Source organism: Patulibacter americanus DSM 16676, from assembly GCF_000420025.1.
GTDB classification, from domain to species: Bacteria; Actinomycetota; Thermoleophilia; order Solirubrobacterales; family Solirubrobacteraceae; genus Patulibacter; species Patulibacter americanus.
On record NZ_ATUD01000004.1, the window covers coordinates 1 to 20,429 of the forward strand.

At 75.4% G+C, this 20,429-nt stretch carries 21 protein-coding genes; 13 read left to right on the forward strand and 8 right to left on the reverse strand.

The features are described 5' to 3' along the window. Positions 1-396: 396 nt before the first annotated feature. The gene (locus F593_RS0108380) at positions 397-906 is read right to left on the reverse strand and encodes a hypothetical protein (protein WP_022928309.1); all 510 of its coding nucleotides are present in this window, start codon (positions 904-906) and stop codon (positions 397-399) included. A gap of 157 nt (positions 907-1,063) precedes the next feature. Between F593_RS0108380 and uvrA the strand changes: the two genes are divergently transcribed. Genes uvrA through F593_RS23560 form a run of 3 tightly spaced genes read left to right on the forward strand, consistent with a single transcriptional unit; the run spans position 1,064 to position 5,865 of the window. Continuing rightward, the gene (uvrA, locus tag F593_RS23550) at positions 1,064-4,093 is read left to right on the forward strand and encodes an excinuclease ABC subunit UvrA (protein WP_022928310.1); all 3,030 of its coding nucleotides are present in this window, start codon (positions 1,064-1,066) and stop codon (positions 4,091-4,093) included. A gap of 16 nt (positions 4,094-4,109) precedes the next feature. Continuing rightward, on the forward strand, positions 4,110-4,877 hold the full coding sequence (locus F593_RS23555; protein WP_022928311.1) for a helix-turn-helix domain-containing protein: 768 nt from the start codon (positions 4,110-4,112) through the stop codon (positions 4,875-4,877). 58 nt (positions 4,878-4,935) lie between these two features. After that, on the forward strand, positions 4,936-5,865 hold the full coding sequence (locus tag F593_RS23560; protein ID WP_022928312.1) for a hypothetical protein: 930 nt from the start codon (positions 4,936-4,938) through the stop codon (positions 5,863-5,865). Between the two features lie 81 nt (positions 5,866-5,946). Here the strand turns inward: F593_RS23560 and F593_RS0108400 are convergent, their stop codons facing one another. After that, positions 5,947-6,330 (reverse strand): nuclear transport factor 2 family protein, encoded by a 384-nt coding sequence (locus F593_RS0108400; protein ID WP_022928313.1) that lies wholly within the window; start codon positions 6,328-6,330, stop codon positions 5,947-5,949. A 170-nt stretch (positions 6,331-6,500) separates the two neighbouring features. Here F593_RS0108400 and F593_RS0108410 point away from each other — a divergent pair, with 170 nt between their 5' ends. From F593_RS0108410 to F593_RS0108425, 4 genes are all read left to right on the forward strand, one after another. Further along, positions 6,501-7,595: a magnesium and cobalt transport protein CorA gene (locus tag F593_RS0108410; RefSeq protein ID WP_022928314.1), complete on the forward strand. Its 1,095-nt coding sequence runs from the start codon at positions 6,501-6,503 to the stop codon at positions 7,593-7,595. A 54-nt stretch (positions 7,596-7,649) separates the two neighbouring features. Next, complete coding sequence (locus F593_RS28005; protein ID WP_022928315.1) at positions 7,650-8,129, forward strand: SRPBCC family protein; 480 nt, start codon at positions 7,650-7,652, stop codon at positions 8,127-8,129. A gap of 89 nt (positions 8,130-8,218) precedes the next feature. Beyond that, on the forward strand, positions 8,219-8,854 hold the full coding sequence (locus F593_RS0108420) for an acyltransferase (RefSeq protein WP_022928316.1): 636 nt from the start codon (positions 8,219-8,221) through the stop codon (positions 8,852-8,854). Between the two features lie 232 nt (positions 8,855-9,086). Further along, positions 9,087-10,292: an AI-2E family transporter gene (locus F593_RS0108425; RefSeq protein WP_022928317.1), complete on the forward strand. Its 1,206-nt coding sequence runs from the start codon at positions 9,087-9,089 to the stop codon at positions 10,290-10,292. An 80-nt stretch (positions 10,293-10,372) separates the two neighbouring features. Here the strand turns inward: F593_RS0108425 and panB are convergent, their stop codons facing one another. From panB to F593_RS23570, 4 genes are read right to left on the reverse strand one after another with little or no spacing between them, the layout of a single operon-like run. After that, positions 10,373-11,281: a 3-methyl-2-oxobutanoate hydroxymethyltransferase gene (gene panB, locus F593_RS0108430; RefSeq protein ID WP_022928318.1), complete on the reverse strand. Its 909-nt coding sequence runs from the start codon at positions 11,279-11,281 to the stop codon at positions 10,373-10,375. A 12-nt stretch (positions 11,282-11,293) separates the two neighbouring features. After that, positions 11,294-11,728 (reverse strand): aspartate 1-decarboxylase, encoded by a 435-nt coding sequence (gene panD / locus F593_RS0108435; protein ID WP_028721540.1) that lies wholly within the window; start codon positions 11,726-11,728, stop codon positions 11,294-11,296. 5 nt (positions 11,729-11,733) lie between these two features. After that, positions 11,734-12,651, reverse strand: a complete 918-nt coding sequence (panC, locus tag F593_RS0108440; protein WP_022928320.1) for a pantoate--beta-alanine ligase — start codon at positions 12,649-12,651, stop codon at positions 11,734-11,736. Next, on the reverse strand, positions 12,648-13,424 hold the full coding sequence (locus tag F593_RS23570) for a DUF2520 domain-containing protein (protein WP_022928321.1): 777 nt from the start codon (positions 13,422-13,424) through the stop codon (positions 12,648-12,650). The genes panC and F593_RS23570 overlap by 4 nt, the downstream gene beginning before the upstream one ends. Before the next feature lie 190 nt (positions 13,425-13,614). Here F593_RS23570 and F593_RS23575 point away from each other — a divergent pair, with 190 nt between their 5' ends. Together F593_RS23575 and F593_RS0108455 are read left to right on the forward strand one after the other, a co-directional pair. Continuing rightward, positions 13,615-14,409, forward strand: coding sequence for a uracil-DNA glycosylase (locus tag F593_RS23575; RefSeq protein ID WP_022928322.1), 795 nt, complete (start codon positions 13,615-13,617; stop codon positions 14,407-14,409). Position 14,410: 1 nt separating this feature from the next. Then, a complete protein-coding gene (locus tag F593_RS0108455; RefSeq protein WP_022928323.1) occupies positions 14,411-15,331 on the forward strand; it encodes a hypothetical protein in 921 nt (306 codons plus the stop codon). Here F593_RS0108455 and F593_RS28010 read toward each other — a convergent pair. Then, the gene (locus tag F593_RS28010) at positions 15,303-15,812 is read right to left on the reverse strand and encodes an FHA domain-containing protein (RefSeq protein WP_022928324.1); all 510 of its coding nucleotides are present in this window, start codon (positions 15,810-15,812) and stop codon (positions 15,303-15,305) included. The two genes, F593_RS0108455 and F593_RS28010, sit on opposite strands and share 29 nt — an antisense overlap. 110 nt (positions 15,813-15,922) lie before the next feature. Then, entirely contained in the window at positions 15,923-17,359 is a 1,437-nt protein-coding gene (locus F593_RS0108465; RefSeq protein ID WP_022928325.1) for a lipopolysaccharide biosynthesis protein, read from the reverse strand. A gap of 36 nt (positions 17,360-17,395) precedes the next feature. Between F593_RS0108465 and tsaE the strand changes: the two genes are divergently transcribed. The 4 genes from tsaE (at position 17,396) to tsaD (ending at position 20,278) form a co-directional block, all read left to right on the forward strand. Next, positions 17,396-17,881: a tRNA (adenosine(37)-N6)-threonylcarbamoyltransferase complex ATPase subunit type 1 TsaE gene (tsaE, locus tag F593_RS0108470; protein ID WP_022928326.1), complete on the forward strand. Its 486-nt coding sequence runs from the start codon at positions 17,396-17,398 to the stop codon at positions 17,879-17,881. Continuing rightward, positions 17,878-18,642, forward strand: a complete 765-nt coding sequence (gene tsaB / locus F593_RS0108475; protein ID WP_022928327.1) for a tRNA (adenosine(37)-N6)-threonylcarbamoyltransferase complex dimerization subunit type 1 TsaB — start codon at positions 17,878-17,880, stop codon at positions 18,640-18,642. The genes tsaE and tsaB overlap by 4 nt, the downstream gene beginning before the upstream one ends. Before the next feature lie 74 nt (positions 18,643-18,716). Further along, the gene (gene rimI, locus F593_RS23585; protein WP_022928328.1) at positions 18,717-19,283 is read left to right on the forward strand and encodes a ribosomal protein S18-alanine N-acetyltransferase; all 567 of its coding nucleotides are present in this window, start codon (positions 18,717-18,719) and stop codon (positions 19,281-19,283) included. Beyond that, entirely contained in the window at positions 19,280-20,278 is a 999-nt protein-coding gene (gene tsaD, locus F593_RS23590) for a tRNA (adenosine(37)-N6)-threonylcarbamoyltransferase complex transferase subunit TsaD (RefSeq protein WP_022928329.1), read from the forward strand. The genes rimI and tsaD overlap by 4 nt, the downstream gene beginning before the upstream one ends. The last annotated feature ends 151 nt before the right edge of the window (positions 20,279-20,429 follow it).

Here is a 20,429-nt window from a genome sequence, read left to right on the forward strand (position 1 = left end):
TCGCCCCGTGGGACTGGGTCCCCGGCGCGCTGCTCGTGCGCGAGGCCGGCGGCCGCACGGCCGAGTTCCGCCCGCGCCCCGACGGGCCCGTGTGGTGCGTGGCGGGGACGCCGGCGGTGTGCGACGCGCTGGTGGACCTGGTCTGCCGCGCGGCGGGGTAAGGGGACCGGGCCCCGCCCCGAGCGTCTCGGGCCGGACCGTGTTGGACGGCGGCGAGGCTCGGCGCACCCGCATGGGGAGCGGGGCCCGCCCCGAGCGTCTCGGGCCGGACCGTGTTGGACGGCGGCGAGGCTCGGCGCACCCGCATGGGGAGCGGGTCCCGCCCCGAGCGTCTCGGGCCGGACCGTGTTGGACGGCGGCGAGGCTCGGCGCACCCGCACGGGTAGCGGCGTGGTCCTACGTCGCGCGGTAGAGGCACCACGCGTAGTGGGCGGCGCCCTCGTCGGGGCGCGGGGACCGGTGGCGGAAGACCTCTCGCCCCTCGCGGACGACGTCGGCGACGTCGTCCGTCGTCACGCCGACGGGCAGCACGGGGAAGTCGACCGCGTTGCCGACGACCCGGGGCAGGCGGCGGCCGTCCCGCAGCACCACGGTGAACATCGTGTACCCCATCCCGGACTCGCCGCCCGCGTAGATCCGGCTCGCCAGGGCGGCCGGGAGGCGATGGGGGCTCTCCTCGATTTCCACGACGTCGTCGACGAGGATCTCGCGCTTCGCGCGGTCGTCCGCGGGCCACACGCCCCAGGCACGGTGGTACTCGTCGGCGTCGAGGACGTACACGTAGTCGCGCCACGCGCCCGAGCGCAGACGCACGCGGCAGGGCCGGTAGGCCACGCCGCGGTCGTCCGACGGCGGCACGCGCTCGAGCTGCGCCCGCAGCTCCGGGCTGAGCGTTCCGAAGTCCACCCCGCGAGCCTACGGGGACGTGCGCGCCGGGCCTCGACGTCCGTCGGGTCGAGCCCGCGCCGGTCGCGCCCGGCCCGCCGTCGCGTTTCCCCTGCATCCCGGCCCCCGCACCCGCGCACGCGGGCGAACGTCCGTTCGCCTGCGTACACTCGGTCCAATGGCAGGAAGCGGTCGGATCGTCGTCAACGGAGCTCGTGAGCACAACCTGAAGGACGTCTCGCTCGAGCTCCCGCGCGACTCCCTCGTGGTCCTCACGGGCCTCTCCGGGTCGGGCAAGTCGTCCCTCGCGTTCGACACGATCTACGCCGAGGGCCAGCGGCGCTACGTCGAGTCGCTCTCGGCCTACGCGCGCCAGTTCCTCGGGCAGATGGACAAGCCGGACGTCGACTCGATCGAGGGCCTCTCGCCCGCGATCTCCATCGACCAGAAGACCACCTCGCGCAACCCGCGGTCGACCGTCGGCACGGTGACCGAGGTCCACGACTACCTGCGCCTGCTGTGGGCGCGCATCGGCCACCCGCACTGCCCGAACGGGCACGGACCGATCGCGGGCCAGTCCGTCGAGCAGATCATCGACCGCGTCATGACGCTGCCGGACGGCACGCGCTTCATGGTCCTCGCCCCGCTCGTGCGCGGCCGCAAGGGCGAGTTCCGCGACCTCTTCGCGCACCTGAAGGACGAGGGCTTCCTCCGCGTCGAGGTCAACGGCGACCTGCGGATGCTCGACGAGGAGATCGTCCTCGACAAGAAGTACAAGCACGACATCTCCGTCGTGGTCGACCGCCTCGTGATGCGCCACGACGTGCGCAAGCGCCTGGCCGAGGGCATCGAAGCGGCGACGAAGGAGGCCGAGGGCCTCGTCGAGATCGCCCTCGTGCTGCGCGAGGACGACCAGATCCCGGAGGGCTTCGACGAGCGCCAGACGTTCTCGGAGAACTTCGCGTGCCTCGAGTGCGGGTTCTCCATGTCGGAGATCGAGCCGCGCACGTTCTCCTTCAACGCCCCGCACGGCGCTTGCCCGCGCTGCACGGGCCTGGGCGCGCAGCTCATCGTCGACCCCGACCTCGTCGTCCCCGACGGGGGCAAGTCGCTCGAGGGGGGCGCGATCAAGCCGTGGTCGTCGTCCCCGAACCCGTTCTACCGCACGCTGCTCGAGGGGCTCTCGGAGCACTTCGACGTGCGGATGGACGTCGCGTGGAACGCGCTCTCGCTCGAGGAGCAGGAGGGCATCCTCTTCGGCGACCCCGAGGGCGAGCGCGTCCCCGTCCGGTTCAAGAACCGCTCGGGTCGCCGACGCACGTACAACATGCGCGCCGAGGGCGTGATCGCCAACCTCGAGCGGCGCTACCGCGAGACGGACTCCGAGCAGGTCAAGGAGAAGATCGAGGAGTACATGTCGATGGTGCCGTGCCCGGAGTGCGAGGGCTCGCGCCTGAAGCCCGGCCCGCGACACGTGCTCATCGGCGGCATCGGCATCCACCAGTTCTCCGCGCTCTCCGTGCACGACGCGCTGACGTGGATCGACGAGGTCGAGCTCTCGAAGACGGAGCGCAAGATCGCGAACCTGATCGTGCGCGAGATCAAGGAGCGGCTCTCGTTCCTCGTGGACGTCGGCATCGGCTACCTCACGATGGACCGGGGCGCCGCGACGCTCTCCGGCGGCGAGGCGCAGCGCATCCGCCTGGCCACGCAGATCGGCTCGGCGCTCGTGGGCGTGCTCTACGTGCTCGACGAGCCGTCGATCGGCCTGCACCAGCGCGACAACGAGCGGCTGATCAAGACCCTCGAGCGCCTGCGTGACCTGGGCAACAGCGTGCTCGTGGTCGAGCACGACGAGCAAACCATGCGCCGCGCGGACCGGCTCGTCGACATGGGCCCGGGCGCCGGCGAGTACGGGGGTGAGGTCGTCGCGAACGGCACCCCGAAGCAGGTCGAGGCCAACCCGAAGTCGCTCACGGGCCAGTTCCTCTCGGGCAAGCGCGCGATCCAGGTGCCCGACGCCCGCCGCGAGCGCACGGGCGAGATCGTGATCCGCGGCGCGCGGGACCACAACCTGCGCGGCATCGACGTGACGATCCCGCTCGGCGTGCTCTGCACGGTCACGGGCGTCTCGGGCTCGGGCAAGTCCACCCTGATCAACGGCATCCTCCACAAGGCCGCCGCGGCGCAGCTCAACCGCGCCCGCGTGCGGCCCGGCGCGCACGACTCCATCGAGGGGATGGAGCAGCTCGACAAGGTCATCCAGGTCAACCAGTCGCCCATCGGCCGCACCCCACGGTCCAACCCGGCGACCTACACCGGGATCTTCGACCACATCCGGACGCTGTTCTCGCAGACGCCCGAGGCGCGGGCCCGCGGCTACAAGCCGGGCCGGTTCTCGTTCAACGTGAAGGGCGGGCGCTGCGAGGTCTGCAAGGGCGACGGCCAGATCAAGATCGAGATGCACTTCCTGCCGGACGTCTACGTCCCGTGCGAGCAGTGCGACGGCAAGCGCTACAACCGCGAGACGCTCGAGGTCCACTTCAAGGGCAAGTCGATCGCCGACGTCCTGAACATGCCGGTAGACGAGGCGATCGACTACTTCGAGAACGTCCCGAAGATCCGCCGCCGGCTCGAGACGATCCGCGACGTGGGCCTGGGCTACGTGCGCCTGGGCCAGCCCGCCACCACGCTGTCGGGCGGCGAGGCGCAGCGCGTCAAGCTCGCCCACGAGCTCGCGCGCCAGGCCACCGGCCGCACGCTCTACATCCTCGACGAGCCGACGACGGGCCTGCACTTCGCCGACGTCGAGCGGCTGCTCGAGGTGCTGCAGCGGCTCGTCGGCACGGGCAACTCCGTCGTGGTCATCGAGCACGACATGGACGTCATCAAGACGGCCGACCACCTCATCGACCTGGGCCCCGAGGGGGGGAACGGCGGTGGCCTGCTCGTCGCGGAGGGAACGCCGGAGCAGGTTGCCGCGTCGCCCGAGTCCCACACGGGGCGGTTCCTGCGCGAGCTCGTGACGCCGGACGCCACGGCCGTGGCCACGGGCGGCACCGCCCGTCGCGACCCGGCCGACGAGCGCCCCCGCAACATGAAGTCCAAGACCCAGAAGCAGCAGGAGGCCGAGGCCGCGAAGGCGCAGATCGCGGCCGCGAAGAAGCGCCCGGCCACGCGCCGCACGAAGGCCGCGGCCGCGGACTGAGGACGGGGCCGGCGGCGTGGCCTACGACGAGGCTCCGCCGCCTCCGGCCCTGGCCGACCGCGTCGCCTGCCTCTGGTGGCGGACGCCGGACGCGGTGCCCGCGGGCGGCGCCCCCGCCCACCTCGTCCTGCCCGACGGGTGCGTCGACCTCGTCTGGCACGCCGGACGCCTCACGGTCGCGGGGCCCGACACCGGGCCCGTGGCGGCCGCGCCGTCCTCCGCGACGACCGTGGGCGTGCGCCTGCGACCCGGCGCCGTCGCCGTGCTCGGCGAGTCGGCCGCGGTGCTGCGCGACGAGCGCGTCGGGACCGACGCCCTCTGGGGGCGCGTGGGCGCCGAGCTCGCCGACCGCGTCGCCCACGCGCCCGACGACCGGGGGCGGCTGGCCCTGCTGACCGCGGCCGTCGCACGCCGCGCGGCAGCGGCCGGGCCGCCCGATGCCGCGGTCGCGGCGGCGGTGTCGGCGCTCTCCGGGCCGGGCGCCACCGTGGCGGGCGCCGCCCGGGGGGCCGGCCTCAGCGACCGCCAGCTGCGCCGGCGGTTCCTCGAGCACGTCGGCTACGGCCCGAAGACGCTCGACCGCGTCCTGCGGCTGCAGCGCTTCCTGACCCTGGCGATCACGACGACGGACGACCTGGCCGCCCTCGCCGCGTCGGCGGGCTACGCCGACCAGGCCCACCTCACCCGCGAGGCCCGGGCACTCGCGGCGACCACGCCGCGGGAGCTCGTCGCCGCCCGCCGGCCCGCACCGGCGCCCGGGCCCGCACCGACGGCGCGCGCGTGAGGGCACGGACGGCCGAAACGTTCAAGACGACGGCCCCGCCAGCCGTCACGATGCCGGCATGAACGCCCCCGTCCCCGCCGTCTCCCGCATCGACCTCGCCGCGGCCGAGACCTTCATCCGACTCGAGGCGCGGCTCATCGACGTGCGCCGCTTCGAGCGCGCGTTCGGGGACGGCGACGACGCGTCGGTCCGCCGGGCGCTCGAGGCGTACCGCAACGCCGACGGGGGCTACGCCGGCCTGCTCGAGCCGGATCTGCGCACCCCGATCAGCCAGCCGCAGGCGGCGGAGCTCGCCCTCCGCGTCCTCGACGAGGTCGGGGGCGTGCCGGCCGAGGTCGGGCAGGCGCTCTGCGACTGGCTCGCGACGGTCTCGGCGCCCGGGGGCGGGGTGCCCTTCACGCATCCCTCCGCCCGCGCGCACCCCGCCGCGCCGCACTGGCACCACGCGGACGGCACGACGGCGTCGCTGAACCCGACGGCCGCGATCGTCGGGCTGCTGCACCGCCACGGGATCGAGCACCCGTGGCGCGACGAGGCCACGGCGTGGTGCTGGCGCGCGCTCGGGGTGGGGGATGCCGACGCGGCGGCGCCCGAGGCCCTCGACCTCTACAGCGTGCGGGCGGCGCTCTGGCTGCTGGAGCCCGCGGTGCCGGCGTCCCCCGACCCGGCGGCGGTCCGCGAGCGCCTGGCCGTCGCGGTGCGCGAGCACGTGGCGCTCGACCCGGCCCTGACCGCCCCGGGTGCGCCCGGGCACCACATCGGCCCGCTCGAGGTCGCGCCGTTCCCGGACGACCCGGGTCGCGCCCTGATCCCGGCCACGGCGGTCGACGCCGCGCTCGACGCCCTCGAGGACCGGCAGGCCGCCGACGGGGGGTGGGAGATCAACTTCGAGCCGATCTCGGCCGCGGGGCTGGCGGGCTGGCGGGGCTGGGCCACGCTGGGTTCGCTCCTGATCCTGCGGGCGAACGGCCGGCTCGGCACGGCCTAGCGCGAGCCTGCGGGCTGGCGCCGGCACCCGCGCCGCCCCGGAGGCTTCCGCCTCGGAGCGCGCCGCCCTTCAGGCCGCCGCCTAGAACCGCGGCGGCCCGACGGCCGGCAGCGGAGTCCCCTGGTGGAAGACCGCGCGCCAGCGGTCCTCCTCACGCCGCCACACCGTGCTGCGGACGGCACGCTCGCCGGCGTGCGCGGTCTCGTAGACCACGAGGACGACGTCGTCGGTCACCCGTGACGCGCGGACGTCGGCCACGTCGATGGGCGCGTGCGCGGACGGCCCCAGGCCGCTGAGCAGCGCGACGATCGTCTCACGATCCCAGCGGTCGCCCCCGGCGCCGATCTCGACGAAGTCGGGGTGCATGAGGTCCTCGAGGCGCTCCCGGGACGCGCGGACGGCGGGCTCCAGCAGTGCGAGCTCGCGCTCGACGACGGCGCGCAGGACGGGGTCGTCCGTCGTCATCGGACGCGGGGGCCGCGGCGCGTCGCGACGGCGGAGGGGCCGGTGGGGAGCGGGCCCGTCGGCCCGGGCGGGAGGGGGCGCATCGGCCCGATCCTACGGGCGCAGGCGACCGCGGGACCGGCGGCGTAGGCTTCGCCACCTGCGGCCGCCCGGCCGCCGCTCCTGCCCCCATGCGCCGCCCACCGAACCACGCCTCCACCCGCGACGGGCGCGCCGACCGCTCCGGGCGGCAGCCCGAGGCCCCCGAGGCCCCCGAGGCCCCGCCGGTCGACCCGCAGGCCGTCGACGCGGCGCTGACGGACTGCGCCGTCTACGACAAGGGCGAGCGCAAGGGCGGCACGCTGCCCCTGACCCAGGCGATCGACCGCGCGCACGAGGCCGACGACGGCTTCGTTTGGATCGGGCTGCACGACCCGGAGCCCGCCGCGGTCGAGGCGCTCGGGCGCCAGTTCTCCCTCCACCCGCTGGTGGTCGAGGACGCGATCGTCGCCCACCAGCGTCCCAAGCTCGAGCGGCACGGCGAGCTGCTGTTCCTCGTCATGAAGACCGCGGAGTACGTCGACGCCGAGGAGCGGGTCGAGATCGGCGAGCTCATGCTCATCCTCGGCCCGAAGTTCGTCGTCTCCATCCGCCACGGCGAGGGCGTGTCGCTCCACGAGCTGCGCGAGCAGCTCGACCACGACCAGGCGCGGATGGAACGCGGGCCCGGCGCGGTCTTCCACGCCATCGTCGACCGGGTCGTCGACGAGTACGCCGACGTGCTCGAGGGGCTCGTGACCGACGTCGACCAGGTCGAGGAGACCGTCTTCTCGGCGGAGCGGAAGAACCCGACGGAGCGGATCTACCGCCTCAAGCGCGAGGTGATCGCGTTCAAGAAGGCCGTGGGGCCGCTCGTGAACCCCATGACGCGGCTCGTCGAGGACGAGACGCTCCCGGTGCCCGAGGGGGCCCGGCCGTACCTGCGCGACGTGCTCGACCATCTCACGCGCGACGCCGACGCCGTGAACTCGCTCGACGACATCCTCTCGGGCGTGCTGGACGCGAACCTCGCCCAGATCTCGATCCGCCAGAACGAGGACGCCCGCAAGATCTCCGCGTGGGCCGCGATCGCCGTGGTGCCGACGATGATCTTCGGCCTCTACGGCATGAACTTCGAGCACATGCCCGAGCTGAAGTGGGATCTGGGCTACCCGGCGGTCCTCGTGTGCACGCTGACCGTCTGCCTGCTGCTCTACCGACGCCTGCGGCGCGCCGGCTGGCTCTGAGCGCTTCCTACGCACGAGTAGGTTCGGCGGGGGCCGCCGGGTATGCTCCGCGCCATGCCGGCCTACCCGCTCCGCTCCGTCGACGACCAGTTCCTGCGGGACGCGCCACTCGTCGTCGCGAGCACCGTCAAGCTCGACGCTCCGCCGGCCCGCGTCTGGCAGGCGCTGGGCAGCGACGAGATGTGGTCGTGGCTCCCGCTCATCGACCAGCTGGACTGGCAGACGCCGCGCCCGCACACCGAGGGCGCCGTGCGGCGGCTGCGGCTCGGGCGGTTCCTGACGGTCGACGAGGAGTTCTACCGCTGGGAGACGGACCGGCGGGCGACGTTCCGCATCACCCACCAGAGCCGCAAGGTCCTCGACGCGCTGATCGAGGACTTCGTCCTGCGCCCCGCCGGCACCGGCACCGAGCTGACCTGGACGATGGCCGTCTCGCCGCTGAAGGGCCGCGGCCTGCCGCTGGGCCTGCTCGCCCCCCTGCTCAAGCCCGGCAACACCGCCGCGATCGCGGGCATCAAGAAGATCCTGCGGTAGCCCGGACGCGGCGAGGGGTGGGCCTTGGCGCGCTGCGCGCCACGGGCACCACCCGTGCGCGCCGCCCGCCGCGGGCGTACGCTCGGCGGGTGAGCGACCCCGACCCCGTCCCGCCGCTCGACCTGGACCGCGTCCGCCAGTGGTTGACGAAGTGGCGCTGGTACACGCGCCCGCGGCGTCCGTGGAACCGGGTGCGCCTGCACGCCGAGCTGGCCCGCCGCGAGGCGTTCGCCCGCGGCCGGCTGAACGGCGACGTGCTGGGGATGCTGCTCGACGGGCGCCTGCAGCTCGGCCCGCAGGTGTTCCTCGAGCCCGGCGTGTGGCTCACCGCGGGTGACCGCGGGCGGATCCGCATCGGCGGCGGCACGTTCCTCAACCAGGGCGTGATGGTCGCGGCGGAGGAGCTCGTCGAGATCGGCGAGCACTGCATGGCCGCCAACGGCTGCCTGATCACGGACGGCAGCCACCGCTTCGACGACCCGGAGAAGCCGGTCCCGTGGCAGGGGTTCACCACGAAGGGCCCCACCCGGATCGGCGACAACGTGTGGCTCGGCGCCAACGTCGTCGTCACGAGCGGCGTGACGATCGGCCGCCGCTGCGTGGTGGGGGCCAACGCGGTGGTCACGGACGACCTGCCGCCCTTCTCGATCGCCGCCGGGGCACCGGCGAAGGTGCTCCGGACGATCGAGTACCCCGACGCGCCGGGGGCGGCGGCGGGGGACTGAGGCCGCGCCCGGGTCGGCCCCTTCGGGTGGGGTGACGGGGGCCCGTCGGTCCCCGCGCACGCTGCGGGATCGCGCAACCCGCAGGCGCCCGGTGCAGGCGATGTTGCGCCCCGACCGGTTGCCGGCCCGCCGGCTGGGCACCGGTGGGGGCGGCGCCCGTGTGGCAGCCGGGCCGACCGTCGGCCCGCGGCCCGCTAGCGTGCCCGCCGTCCCCTGAAGTGCCGGAGCACCCGTGACCCCCCGCCGCAGCCTCTCCAGAACCGTCCTCATCGCCACGCTGACGGTGCTCTCCGTCGTGGCGGTCATCGCCCTCGTGTACCTGCTGCGCCAACCCCTGTCGTGGCTCGTGCTCGCCGGCTTCATCGCGGTCGCGGTCTCGGGCCCCGTCAACCGGCTCTCGCGCCGCATGCCGCGCGGGGTGGCCATCGCCGTCGTCTACCTCGGGGTCCTGCTCGTCCCGGTGCTCGTGGGGCTCGTCGTCGTGCCGCCGCTCGTCCGCGCCGCGAGCGACCTGGTCGACCAGGCCCCGGCGTACGCCGACGAGGTCCAGCGGTTCGTCACGCAGAACGACACGCTGCGGGATCTCGACGACGACTTCGACCTCGTCTCCCAGCTGCAGAAGCAGGCCGACGCCCTGCCGGCGCGCGTCGGCGACGCCGCCTCGTGGCTCGGGGACCTGGGCGTCGGGATCGTCAACTCCGTCTTCGCCACGGTCACGATCCTCATCCTCAGCGTGTTCATGGTCGGCTCGGGCCGCCGCATCCTCGACGCCGGGATCGCCGCGACGATGCCCCGCCACGCCCGGCGCACCGGCGCGCTGCTCGACCGCATGGCGGGGGCGGTGGGCGCCTACATCGCCGGCGCCCTCGTGCAGGCCGTCATCGCCGGCGGCCTCGCCTACGTGGTGATGCTGCTGCTCGGCGTGCCGTTCGCCGCCCCGCTGGCGCTGCTCGTCTCGCTGTTCGGCCTGATCCCCATGGTCGGCGCGACGATCGCCGCGGTGATCGTCGGCGTGGTCACGCTGTTCAACGACTTCCCGACCGACACGATCGTCTGGGTGGTCTGGGCGATCGTCTACCAGCAGCTCGAGAACACGGTGATCCAGCCGCGCATCCAGAAGCGCGCGGTCGGCATCCACCCCCTCGGCGTCATGGTGGCCGTGCTCTTCGGCTCCAAGCTCTTCGGCGTCGCCGGGGCGCTGCTGTCCGTCCCCGTCGCCGCCTCCATCCAGATCGGGGTGCGTGAGTGGTGGCACGCCCGCCAGGACGGGGCCCGCGACGACGACGCCGACATGGACGAGGGCGACGACGGCACCCCCGCGCCCGCCACCGCGGGGCCGGTTCCGCCCGAGGCCCTCGGCCCCGGCGGGGCGACGGACCGACGGCAGGTCACCGACGCCGGTCGGGACGACGAGGCCGGCGCCACCGCGCCGGCCTGACCCGCGGTCCCGCGCCGGCCGCGGTCCCCACCCGTCAGGCCGCGTCCGTCCCGCGGACGCCGCGGCCCCGGCCGGCGCCCCTAGGCCCCGGGCGCGTCGTGCAGCTGCGCGAGCGCGCCCTGGAACCGGCCCAGCTCGTCCGCGGCGATGACGTACGTGTGCTCGCGGGCGGGGAAGACGCCCTCGCGGACCTCGTCGGCGTAGGTGCGGACGGCCGCGACCATCTCGCCGTGCAGCGCCGCGTAGGGCTTGACGAACTTGGCGGTGTGACCCTCGAGCAGGCCGAGCAGGTCGTGCCACACGAGCACCTGCCCGTCCGTGGACGCCCCGGCGCCGATCCCGATCACGGGGATCTCGAGGAGCGGCATGAGCTCCTCGGCCACGGCGGCGGGGATCGCCTCGAGGACGAGGGCGCAGCAGCCGGCCTCCTGGAGCGCCAGCGCGTCCTGCACCATCCGCACGGCCTGCTCCGCCGACTTGCCCTGCGCGCGCAGCCCACCGAGGGCGTTGGCCGTCTGCGGGGTCAGGCCGAGGTGGCCGACGACGGGGATGCCGGCGCGGACGATCGCCCGTGCGCGGTCGACCATGAGGTCGCCGCCCTCGAGCTTGACGGCCTGGGCGCCGGCCTCCTTCACGAACCGCTGGGCGGAGCGCACGGCGTCGAGGTCGGACGCCTCGTAGGCGCCGAAGGGCAGGTCGCAGATCATGAACGTGGCCTTCAGGCCGCGGCGCACCGCGCGGCTGAGCATGAGCATCTCGTCCATCGTCACCGGGACGGTGGAGTCCAGGCCCAGGACGGTCGTGGCGGCGGAGTCGCCGACGAGGACCATCTCGACGCCGGCCTGCTCGGCCACGACGGCCGAGGGGTGGTCGTAGGCCGTGACCATGGCGATCTTGCGGCCCTGGCGCTTCTGCTCCAACAGGCTCGTGACGGTGACGGGGGCGCGGTCGACGACGGTCGCGTCGGACGTGCGGGGGCTGGCGGACATGGGGGGGGGCTCCTAGGCCGCCGGGCCGGCGGTGGTCGGGATCGCGACGGCGCCGCGGTCGGTGTCGGTGAGCAGGGTGGCGACGGCGTCGTCGACGTCGATGATGCGGTTGCTGCCGCGCTCCACGTGCACGACGACGGGCGCGTAGTCCTCGAGGTCGCGCCGGTCGTACTGCGCGTACGAGATGACGATGATCGTGTCGCCGTGGTGGACGAGCCGGGCGGCGGCGCCGTTGACCTTGACCTCGCCCGAGCCGCGCTCGCCGGCGATCGTGTAGGTCTCGAAGCGCTGGCCGTTGTCGACGTCGACGACGGCGACCTGCTCGTGCTCGAGGATGTCGGCGGCCTCGAGCAGCTCCGGGTCGATCGTGATCGAGCCGACGTAGTGGAGGTCGGAGGCCGTCACCGTCGCGCGGTGGATCTTGGACTTCAGCATCGTGCGCTGCATGCGGCTCACCCCTCCTCGGGCGTGGCGTCGGGGGCGGCGGCGCCGGCCGGCGCGCCGGCGAGGGCGGGCTGCGGGGCCGGGACGAGGACGACGTTGTCGATCAGCCGCACGGGACCGACGGGGACGGCCAGGGCCAGGAGCGACGGGACGTCGACGGTGGTGCGCGGCTGCAGCGTGTCGGGGTCGACGACGGCGACGTACTCGGGCAGGAGCGCGGCGCGGGAGAGGACCCGGCGGACCGTGGCCGTCAGGACCTCGGCGTCCGTCTCGCCCGCCGCCAGCTCGGCCGTGGCCGCCTCGAGCGCCCGGGGGATCGCGAGCGCCTGCGCGCGGTCCGTGGGGGAGAGGCGCACGTTGCGGCTCGACAGCGCGAGGCCGTCGTCCTCGCGGATCGTCTCGCCGACCACGATCTCGACCGGCAGGTTCAGGTCGCGGACGAGCCGGCGGACCACGAGCACCTGCTGGGCGTCCTTCGCGCCGAAGAAGGCGACGTCGGGACCGACCATGTTGAAGAGCTTCGTGACGACGGTCGTGACGCCGTGGAAGTGCTCCGGACCGCGGTGGGCGCCCTCGAGCGTCTCGGTCAGCGGACCGGACAGGCGGACCTCGGCGGTGTAGCCGTCGGGGTAGACCTCGTCCACGCCCGGGGCGAAGAGCACGTGGGCGCCAGCCGCGGCGGCCTTCGCGGCGTCGGCCTCCTCCGTGCGGGGGTAGCCCGCCAGGTCGCCCAGGTCGCCGAACTGGCGCGGGTTGACGAAGAGCGAGACGACGGTCGAGTCCGTGCGCTGGGCGGATGCGGCGATCAGCGACACGTGGCCGCGGTGCAGCGCGCCCATGGTGGGCACGAGCCCGACGGTGCCGCCGGCGCGGCGGACCGCCCGGACGTGCTCGCGCAGCTCGGCGACGGTGCGGACGATCTTCATGCGGTGGCTCCCAGGGCGGCGGGGACGGTGGTTCCGGACGCGGCCAGGCGGGCCGTGGCGGCGGTGAGGGCGTCGAAGAGGGACAGGTCGTCGGCGGAGAGCCGCTCCGCGACGGCGGCGCGCTGCCGGGCGACGGTGCCGGCGTCGCCGCGGGCGACGGGGCCCGTGAGGGCCGCGGCGGCCCCACGCTCCTGCCAGCCGTCGACCGCGGCACGGACGAGCGGGGCCAGCGCGGCGGGGTCCAGCCCGGCGGTCGCCGCGAGGCGCGTGGCGAGGTCCTCGACACCGAGCAGGTAGTTCGCGGCCACGGAGGCGGCGGCGTGGTAGGCCGCGCGGTCCTCGTCGGCGATCCGCACGGCGCGCATCCCGAGCGCGGCGGCGAGGCCCTCGGCAACCGCGAGGGCCCGCGGCGAGTCGCCGGCGACGGCGCAGGGCGCGCCCGCCAGGACGGTCTCGGCGCCCGTGACGGTCATGAGCGGGTGCAGCGAGAAGCCCTCGTGGGGCGCCAGCGCGGCGAGCGTCGTGGCGCCGGAGACGTGGGCGACGAGGGGGCCGGGTGCCACGGCCGCCGCGGCAGCGGTGATCGCGTCGTCGGGGACGCAGAGCAGCACGACGTCGCTGCCCGTCCCGTCGTGGCCGCGGCCGTGGGGGCCGGTGACCGCGATCCCGACCTCGGTGAGGCGGCGGGTCAGCGCGGAGCCGAGGCGGCCTCGTCCGACGACGGAACACCTGGGGTAGGGCGCATCGGGCGATGCGCTCGGACACGGGTCCATGAGCTTCTCCGGTCCAGCTCCCTCGAGGGGATGCCGGTCGCGTGCAGGGTGGTGGTGCGGGGTGCTGCTGGGCGGTACGTCCCGCGGTCGCGGTGACGTCCTGAACGGAGTTGTAGCACTCCGCACAAGCGACGCAACCCGTTCCGACGAACGGCGGGCCGCCCCGGGGCGGCCCGCTAGCCTCGGGGGTGTGCCGGCCACCGCCATCGCCGCCTCGGCCGCCGAGCGCCGCACCCGACTGCTCGAGCTCCAGGACCGCTCCCGAGGGTGCGTGCGCTGCTCGGCGCTGGCCGCGAACCGCACGACGGTCGTCTTCGGCGCGGGCGACCCGGACGCCGACGTCCTCTTCGTCGGCGAGTCACCGGGCCCGAACGAGGACCGCCAGGGGGTGCCGTTCGTCGGCGCCCCGGCCCGGCTGCTGAACGAGCTCTTGGCCGAGGTCGGCCTGCGCCGCGAGGACGTCTACGTCACGACGGCGCTGAAATGCCGGCCGCCGAGCAACCGCGACCCGCTGGCGGAGGAGCTCGCGAACTGCCGGCCCTACCTCGACGACCAGGTCGCGCTCGTGCGGCCCAAGGTCGTCGTCACGCTCGGCAACTTCGCCACGAAGCTCCTGCGCGAGGACCCGGCGTCGATCAAGGCGGTGCGCGGCCGGGTCGAGGTCCGCACGGTGGGCGGCCGGGCCGTGCGGCTGCTGCCCGTCCACCACCCCGCGGCCGCGCTCTACCAACGGAGCCACATCGAGCTGCTGCGCCAGGACCTCGCGCTCCTGCCCGCGCTGCTCGCGCTCCCCGAGCCGCCGCAGCCCGCGCCGGAGCCGGTCGTCCCGGAGCCGGCGGCCGGGTCCGCAGATGCCGCCGACGCCACGCCGGGCGGGGCGGGGCGCGCGACGGGCGGGCCGCGGCCCGCCGACGCGGACGCCGGTGGCGAGGGCGACGGCCGGGACGACGACGCCCCCGCTTCGGGCCAGCTCGGGCTCTTCTGACGTGGGCCCGCTCCCGTACTCCTGGCAGAACATGGTGCTCGTGGCGATGCAGTCGCTGCTCGTCGCGCTGCCCGCCGCCGGCCTGCCCGCGTTCGCACGCCGCTTCGCCGGCCGCGGCTGGTCGCTCGTGCTGCCGCTGTCGATCGCGATCGTCGTGGCCGCGCTGGCCGTCGTGCCCGCGCTGGCCAGCGGCCTGACGTGGCTGGCGCTGCTGGCCGTCCCGCCGCTCGCGGCCGGCGCGGTGGGGTGGGCGATGCACGGCGCGCGGCCGTGGCTGGCGCTGCTGGCGCTCCCGGCGATCGTCGTCGCCGTGGCCCTGCCGGACGACCGTGCGGGCGACGTCGCCGCGCTGCTGCTCACCGCCCTCTCCTGCGTGACGCTGGGCCGCCTGCTGGCCGGCGTCGTCGGGGGCGTCGACCCGGAGCGCACGGCCCGCGCCGTCCCCGCGGGCGCGGCCGCCGTGCGCCGGGCGCTCACCGTCGTGCCCCCGTTGGCGTGGATCCGCATCGCGCTCGTGGCGATGGCCGTGATCGACGCGGTCCTCGTCTTCTCCGGTGGGCTCCAAGCGCCGAACGCGACCCTCAACGCGGCCGTGCCCTCCGTCGCCGCGACGGAGCTGCCGCGTCTGCAGTTCGTGCGCTTCGAGGGCGCCTCGATGGGCTACGGCGACGTCTTCGTCGCGGGCGTCCTCGGCGCCGTGCTCGCGGCGGAGGGCGCCCGCCGCCGCGTCCAGGCCGCGGCCGCGGCGGCCACGCTGGGCGTCTCGCTCGTGTTCGACCTGCTCTTCGCAGTCGTGGACGTGTTGCCGGCCACCGTCCCGCTGGCGATCGTGACGCTGCTGTTCGGCGGCTGGCGTGGTTACGCGGCCCGGGACGAGGACGCGGACGGCGGCGTCACGGACCCCACGCCAGCCGCGCGCTGACGGCCGCGAACGCGACGACGTCGCCGCGGCGCAGCTCGTGGCGGTCGACGCGGACGCCGTTGACGAGGGTGCCGTTGCACGACCCGAGGTCCTCGACGGTCCAGCAGCCGCCGCGGAACGCCACGCGCGCGTGGCGGCGCGACACGGAGGGGTGGTCCAGGTGGACGTCGGAGCCCGAGCCGCGACCGACCGTCCACGCCTGGCGCTCGCCCGTGGGTGCCACGAGCAGCGGCGGTGCACCGGCGAGCAGCAGCCCGGCCGCCGGGCCGCGCAACGCGTCGAGCGCTTCCCTGCCCCGTCGCACGAGTCCGGTCGTGGCGTCGGGCAGGCCCCAGAGGGCGCGGCGCAGGCCGTCGTCGCCGCGGGCCTCGAGCGCGGTCACGACCCGCAGCTCGAGCGAGCCGGTGCCGAGCCGCCCGGCGGCGTAGGCGTCACCGAGCCGGTCGACCGCCGCCCGCCGGCGCCCCTCGATCCCGGACATGGCGGCAGCCTAGGGGACGCGTCGGGCCGGGACCAGGGGTGGCGGCCGGCTCGGCGCGCGGGGCGTCGCGGGCCGACGACCGCAGGCCCCCTTGCCCGCCGGGTGCCGCGTCAGCCGACGGCGGGCGTCTCGGCCGTCGCGCCGCGCGGGGGGGCGTCCTGGCCACCGCGGGCCGCGAGGCCGATGGGCTCGTCGTCCGACTCGACCTCGACGCCGGGCGCCGGGGGCGTCCACCAGGCGAGCGCCAGGGTGATGGAGGCCGCGGCGGCCTGGGCGGCGAGGACGATCGTGGCGAACTCGGTGGCGGTCCAGCCCGTGCGGGCCAGCATCGTCACCTCGGCGATCGCGAGCACGAGCAGCGGCAGCAGGTGGCGGTGGCGGCCGATCGCGGAGAGGTACTGCACCGACATCAGGGTGATCGAGAGCAACAGCATCGCCACGCCCAGCAGGGGCAGCGCGCCGGCGGCGGAGTCGAACGTCGGGCCGAACGCCGTGCGCAGGAGCCAGCCCGGGATGGCGACGAAGATGAGGATCGCCGGCACGCCGATGAGGAAGAGGAACGCGATCGCCCGGCGCAGCACGGGGTGCGGGTTCTCGCCCGCCACCGCCCGGCGGGTGGCCTCCGGCAGCAGCTGCAGGGCGACGCCGACGGCGACCCAGACGACCGCCTTCGCCGCGACGGCGGCGGCGGCGTAGGAGCCCGCGACGCTCTCGTCGAGCTCGCGCTTGGCCAGGATCGTGTCGACGTTCTGCATGATCGCCACGAGCAGCAGCGAGACGATGACCGTCCGCTCCCACTTCGCCAGGTGCCACAGCGTGACGGGCTTCTCGTCCTCGCCGGCGGCCGTGACCGCACCGTCGACGTGCTTGTGGCGCAGGCGCCGGTCCATGCCGACGACGAGGATCGCGAAGGCGACGGGGGCGGCGGCGAAGGCCCCCGTGACCTCCATGCCGATCGAGACGAGGACGATCGCCGCGCCCAGGCGCAGCACGGCCTCCATGACGATGGAGCCGCCGAGGGCGTCGAAGTCGCCCAGGCCCTGGAGCGCCCCGCGCTGCAGGCAGACGAGCAGGTAGAGCGCGCCGGAGACGGGCAGCACGGCTGCGGCCCACGGGTGGGGGCCGACGCCGATCAGATCGGCCAGCGGCTGCCGGAAGACGACGCCCAGCACCGCGACGACCAACGACAGCGCGAGCGCGTGGACCGTCCAGCCGCGGACCTCGCGGTAGGGCTCCTGGTGGCCCTGCGTCGTCCAGCGGACGATCGCGCGGGCGGCGGCGGCCTGCATCGCCTGGCCCGAGACCTGAAGGATGAGGAACGCCGCGACGAGGGCCGCCAGCGAGGCGTAGCCCGTCTTGCCCAACAGGCGCGTCAGCAGCACCGTGAAGAGCAGCTGGATCGCGTTGTTGAGCATGGACGCGGCGGCCAGCTCGGCCGTGCGCCCCGTCTCCGTCCCGCGGAACGCCTTCAGGCGCGCGAGGGGTCCGGAGGGAGTGGGCGAGGACGAGGAGGGCCGCCCCGTCGGCGCTGAGGCGTCGGACGGCACGAGGGATGGAGCCTAGAGGACGTAGACTGGGGACCGATGCGTCCTGCGAGAGAGGCGCCCGGTGACGCCCACGGCGGCGAGGTCCGGGCGGAGCGCCGAAGCACGGCGGACCCCGACGCGACGGCCGCGCTGGGCGCCGAGATCGCGGCCCGTCTGCGGGCGGGCGACGTCGTGCTGCTGCGCGGCGACCTGGGCGCGGGGAAGACCACGCTGGTCCGCGGCGCGGCGGCCGCGTTGGGCGCGACCGCGCGGGTGACCTCGCCGACCTTCGCGCTCGCCCACCGCTACGACGGCGACGGGGTGCGGATCGCGCACCTCGACCTCTACCGCCTGCGCGCCCTGGGCGAGGAGGACGAGGACCTCATCGCCGACGAGCTGACGGGCGACGTCGTCGCGTTCGTGGAGTGGCCCGAGCCCATGGCGGCGCTGATCGCCGACCGCGTCGTGCTCGAGGTCGAGCTGGAGCACGCGGGGGACGACGCCCGCGAGGCCGTCCTGCGCTGGAAGGCGGACCGGACGTGAGCACCCCGGACGCGGCGGGGCGCCGGCACGGCGCGCGCGGGAGCACCGCCGCGCGGCCGATCGTCCTCGGGCTCGACACCGCCACCCCCGCGACCGTGGCGGGCGCGACGTCCCCCGACGGCCGCTCCGCGTCCCGGATCGCCCTCCCCGGGCCGGGCGAGCGGCCCGGCCATACCCGCCTGCTCCTCGGCCTGGCGGAGGAGTGCCTCGGGGAGCTCGGCGCGGGCTGGGACGACGTCGGGCGCCTCGTGCTCGGCCTCGGGCCGGGGACCTTCACGGGCATCCGGGTCGGGGTCGCGACGGGGCGCTCCGTCGCCCTGGCGACCGGCGCGGAGCTCGTCGGCGTGGAGACCCCGGCCGCGCTGGCCGAGGCCGCGGGCGGTCCCGGGGCCCCGTGGGCCGGTCGCCCCGTGCTCGTGGTCCAGGACGCGCGCCGCCGGGAGCTCTTCGTCTCGCTGCACGGCGCGGGGGAGGACCACGCCGCGCTCGCCCACCCGTGGACGGTGCCCCAGGACGGGCTGGCCGCGGCCGTCGCCGCGCTGCCCGTGCTCCCCGCCGTCGCGGTCGGCGACGGGGCCGTGCCGCGCGCCGGGGAGCTGCGCGACGCCGGCGTCGAGGTCCCCGACGAGCCGCACCACCACGAGGTCGACGGCGTCGCCCTGATCCGCGCGGGCGCCCGGATCGCCCCGGTGGAGCGGGAGGCGCTGCGCCCCGTGTACGTTCGGGATGCGGACGCCGTGCCGACCGCGGAGCGCCGGTGACCCCTCCCGTCCCTCATCCCGCCCCCCAGGGCCCGCCCTCCGGCGACGGCTCGCACAGCCCCACCCGCCGTGGGGTGGCGATCCAGCGCCTGACCTTCGCCGACATGCCGCAGGTGCTCGCGATCGAGCGCCGCAGCTACCGGGCCCCGTGGTCCCTGGCGATGTTCGTGCTCGAGACGGCGAAGCCCGGCGGGCTGTGCGTCGTCGCGCGTGGCTTCGGGGCGGGGCAGACGGGCACCGCGCCGGCGCTGCTGGGCTACGCGATCGTCTCGCGCTACGACGACGCGTTCCACGTCATGAACGTGTGCGTCGACCCGAACCGCCGCCGGGAGGGCATCGCCCGTGCGCTGCTCGAGCACGTCATCGACCGCGCCGGCGGGGACGACGCGCGGCTGACCCTCGAGGTCCGGCCGTCGAACCGGGGCGCCCGCGCGCTCTACGACGAGCTCGGGTTCCTCTCCGTCGGCACCCGCCGGCGGTACTACCGCGACGACGGCGAGGACGCCCTCATCATGTGGCGCACCCCCGCGACGCTGCAGGGCCGGGTGGACGACGTCCCCGGCGCCGAGGAGGTCACGGGCCCCGGCTCGCGGGGCCCCGTCCCGCCCGACGTCCGCGGCGACCACGGGGGCCTGCGGTGATCCTCGGCATCGAGACGAGCTGCGACGACACCTGCGCGGCGGTCGTCGACGACGACGGCCGGATCCTGTCCAACGTCATCTCGAGCCAGGGGATCCACGACGCGTACGGCGGCGTCGTCCCCGAGCTCGCCGCCCGCGCGCACGTCGAGCGCTGCGACCTCGTCGTCGCCGACGCGCTACGGACCGCTGGGATCGTGCTGGACGACGTGGACCGCATCGCGGTCACCCAGGGCCCCGGGCTCGTCGGCGCGCTGCTCGTCGGCCTGCAGACGGCCAAGGCGCTCGCCGTCGTGCGCGGGATCCCCTTGGTCCCGGTCGACCACCTCGAGGGCCACGTCCTGGCCTGCACGCTGGCCCCGCTCTCCTTCGACCCGCCCTTCGTGGCGCTCGTGGCCTCGGGCGGCCACACGTTCCTCGCCCGCGTCGACGACGACGGGCGGATCCAGGAGCTCGGGGGGACGCTGGACGACGCGGCGGGGGAGGCCGTCGACAAGGGCGCCCGTCTGCTCGGGCTGCCCTACCCCGGTGGCCCCGCGCTCGAGCGCCTCGCCGGGGACGGCGATCCCACGGCGTTCGCGTTCCCGACGGCGAAGGGCGTCAAGGGTCTCGACCTCTCCTTCGCCGGGCTGAAGACGTCGCTGCTCTACCGGATCCGCGACATGGGGGAGGCCGAGGCGGAGCGCCACCGCGCCGACCTCGCGGCGTCCTACCTGCACGCCGTCGTCGAGACGCTTGCGATCCGCGTCGAGCGCGCGTTGGAGGCCACGGGTACGGACCGCCTCGCCGTCGGCGGCGGGGTGGCGGCGAACGGCCCCCTGCGCGAGCGGCTGCGGGCCCTGCCGGCGTCCGTCGCGATCCCCGAGCGGGCGCTCTGCACCGACAACGCCGCGATGATCGCCGCCGTGGCGCTGCGTCGGCCGGCGCTGGCGGCGGGCGACGTGCCGGGCCTCGAGGCCTACGGCACGGGACAGCGTCCACCTGCGCCCGTCGCCTGACGGGCACCCGGCCCGGGCGCCCGACGGACACCGCCTCGACGGGCTCGCGGGGGACGCCCGGGGCGGATGGCCCGGCCCCGCCACCCGGCTGATCGCGCCATCACCCCGGCCGATCGGGCGCCGTCCCGGTCGCCACGTCTGACAGGATCGG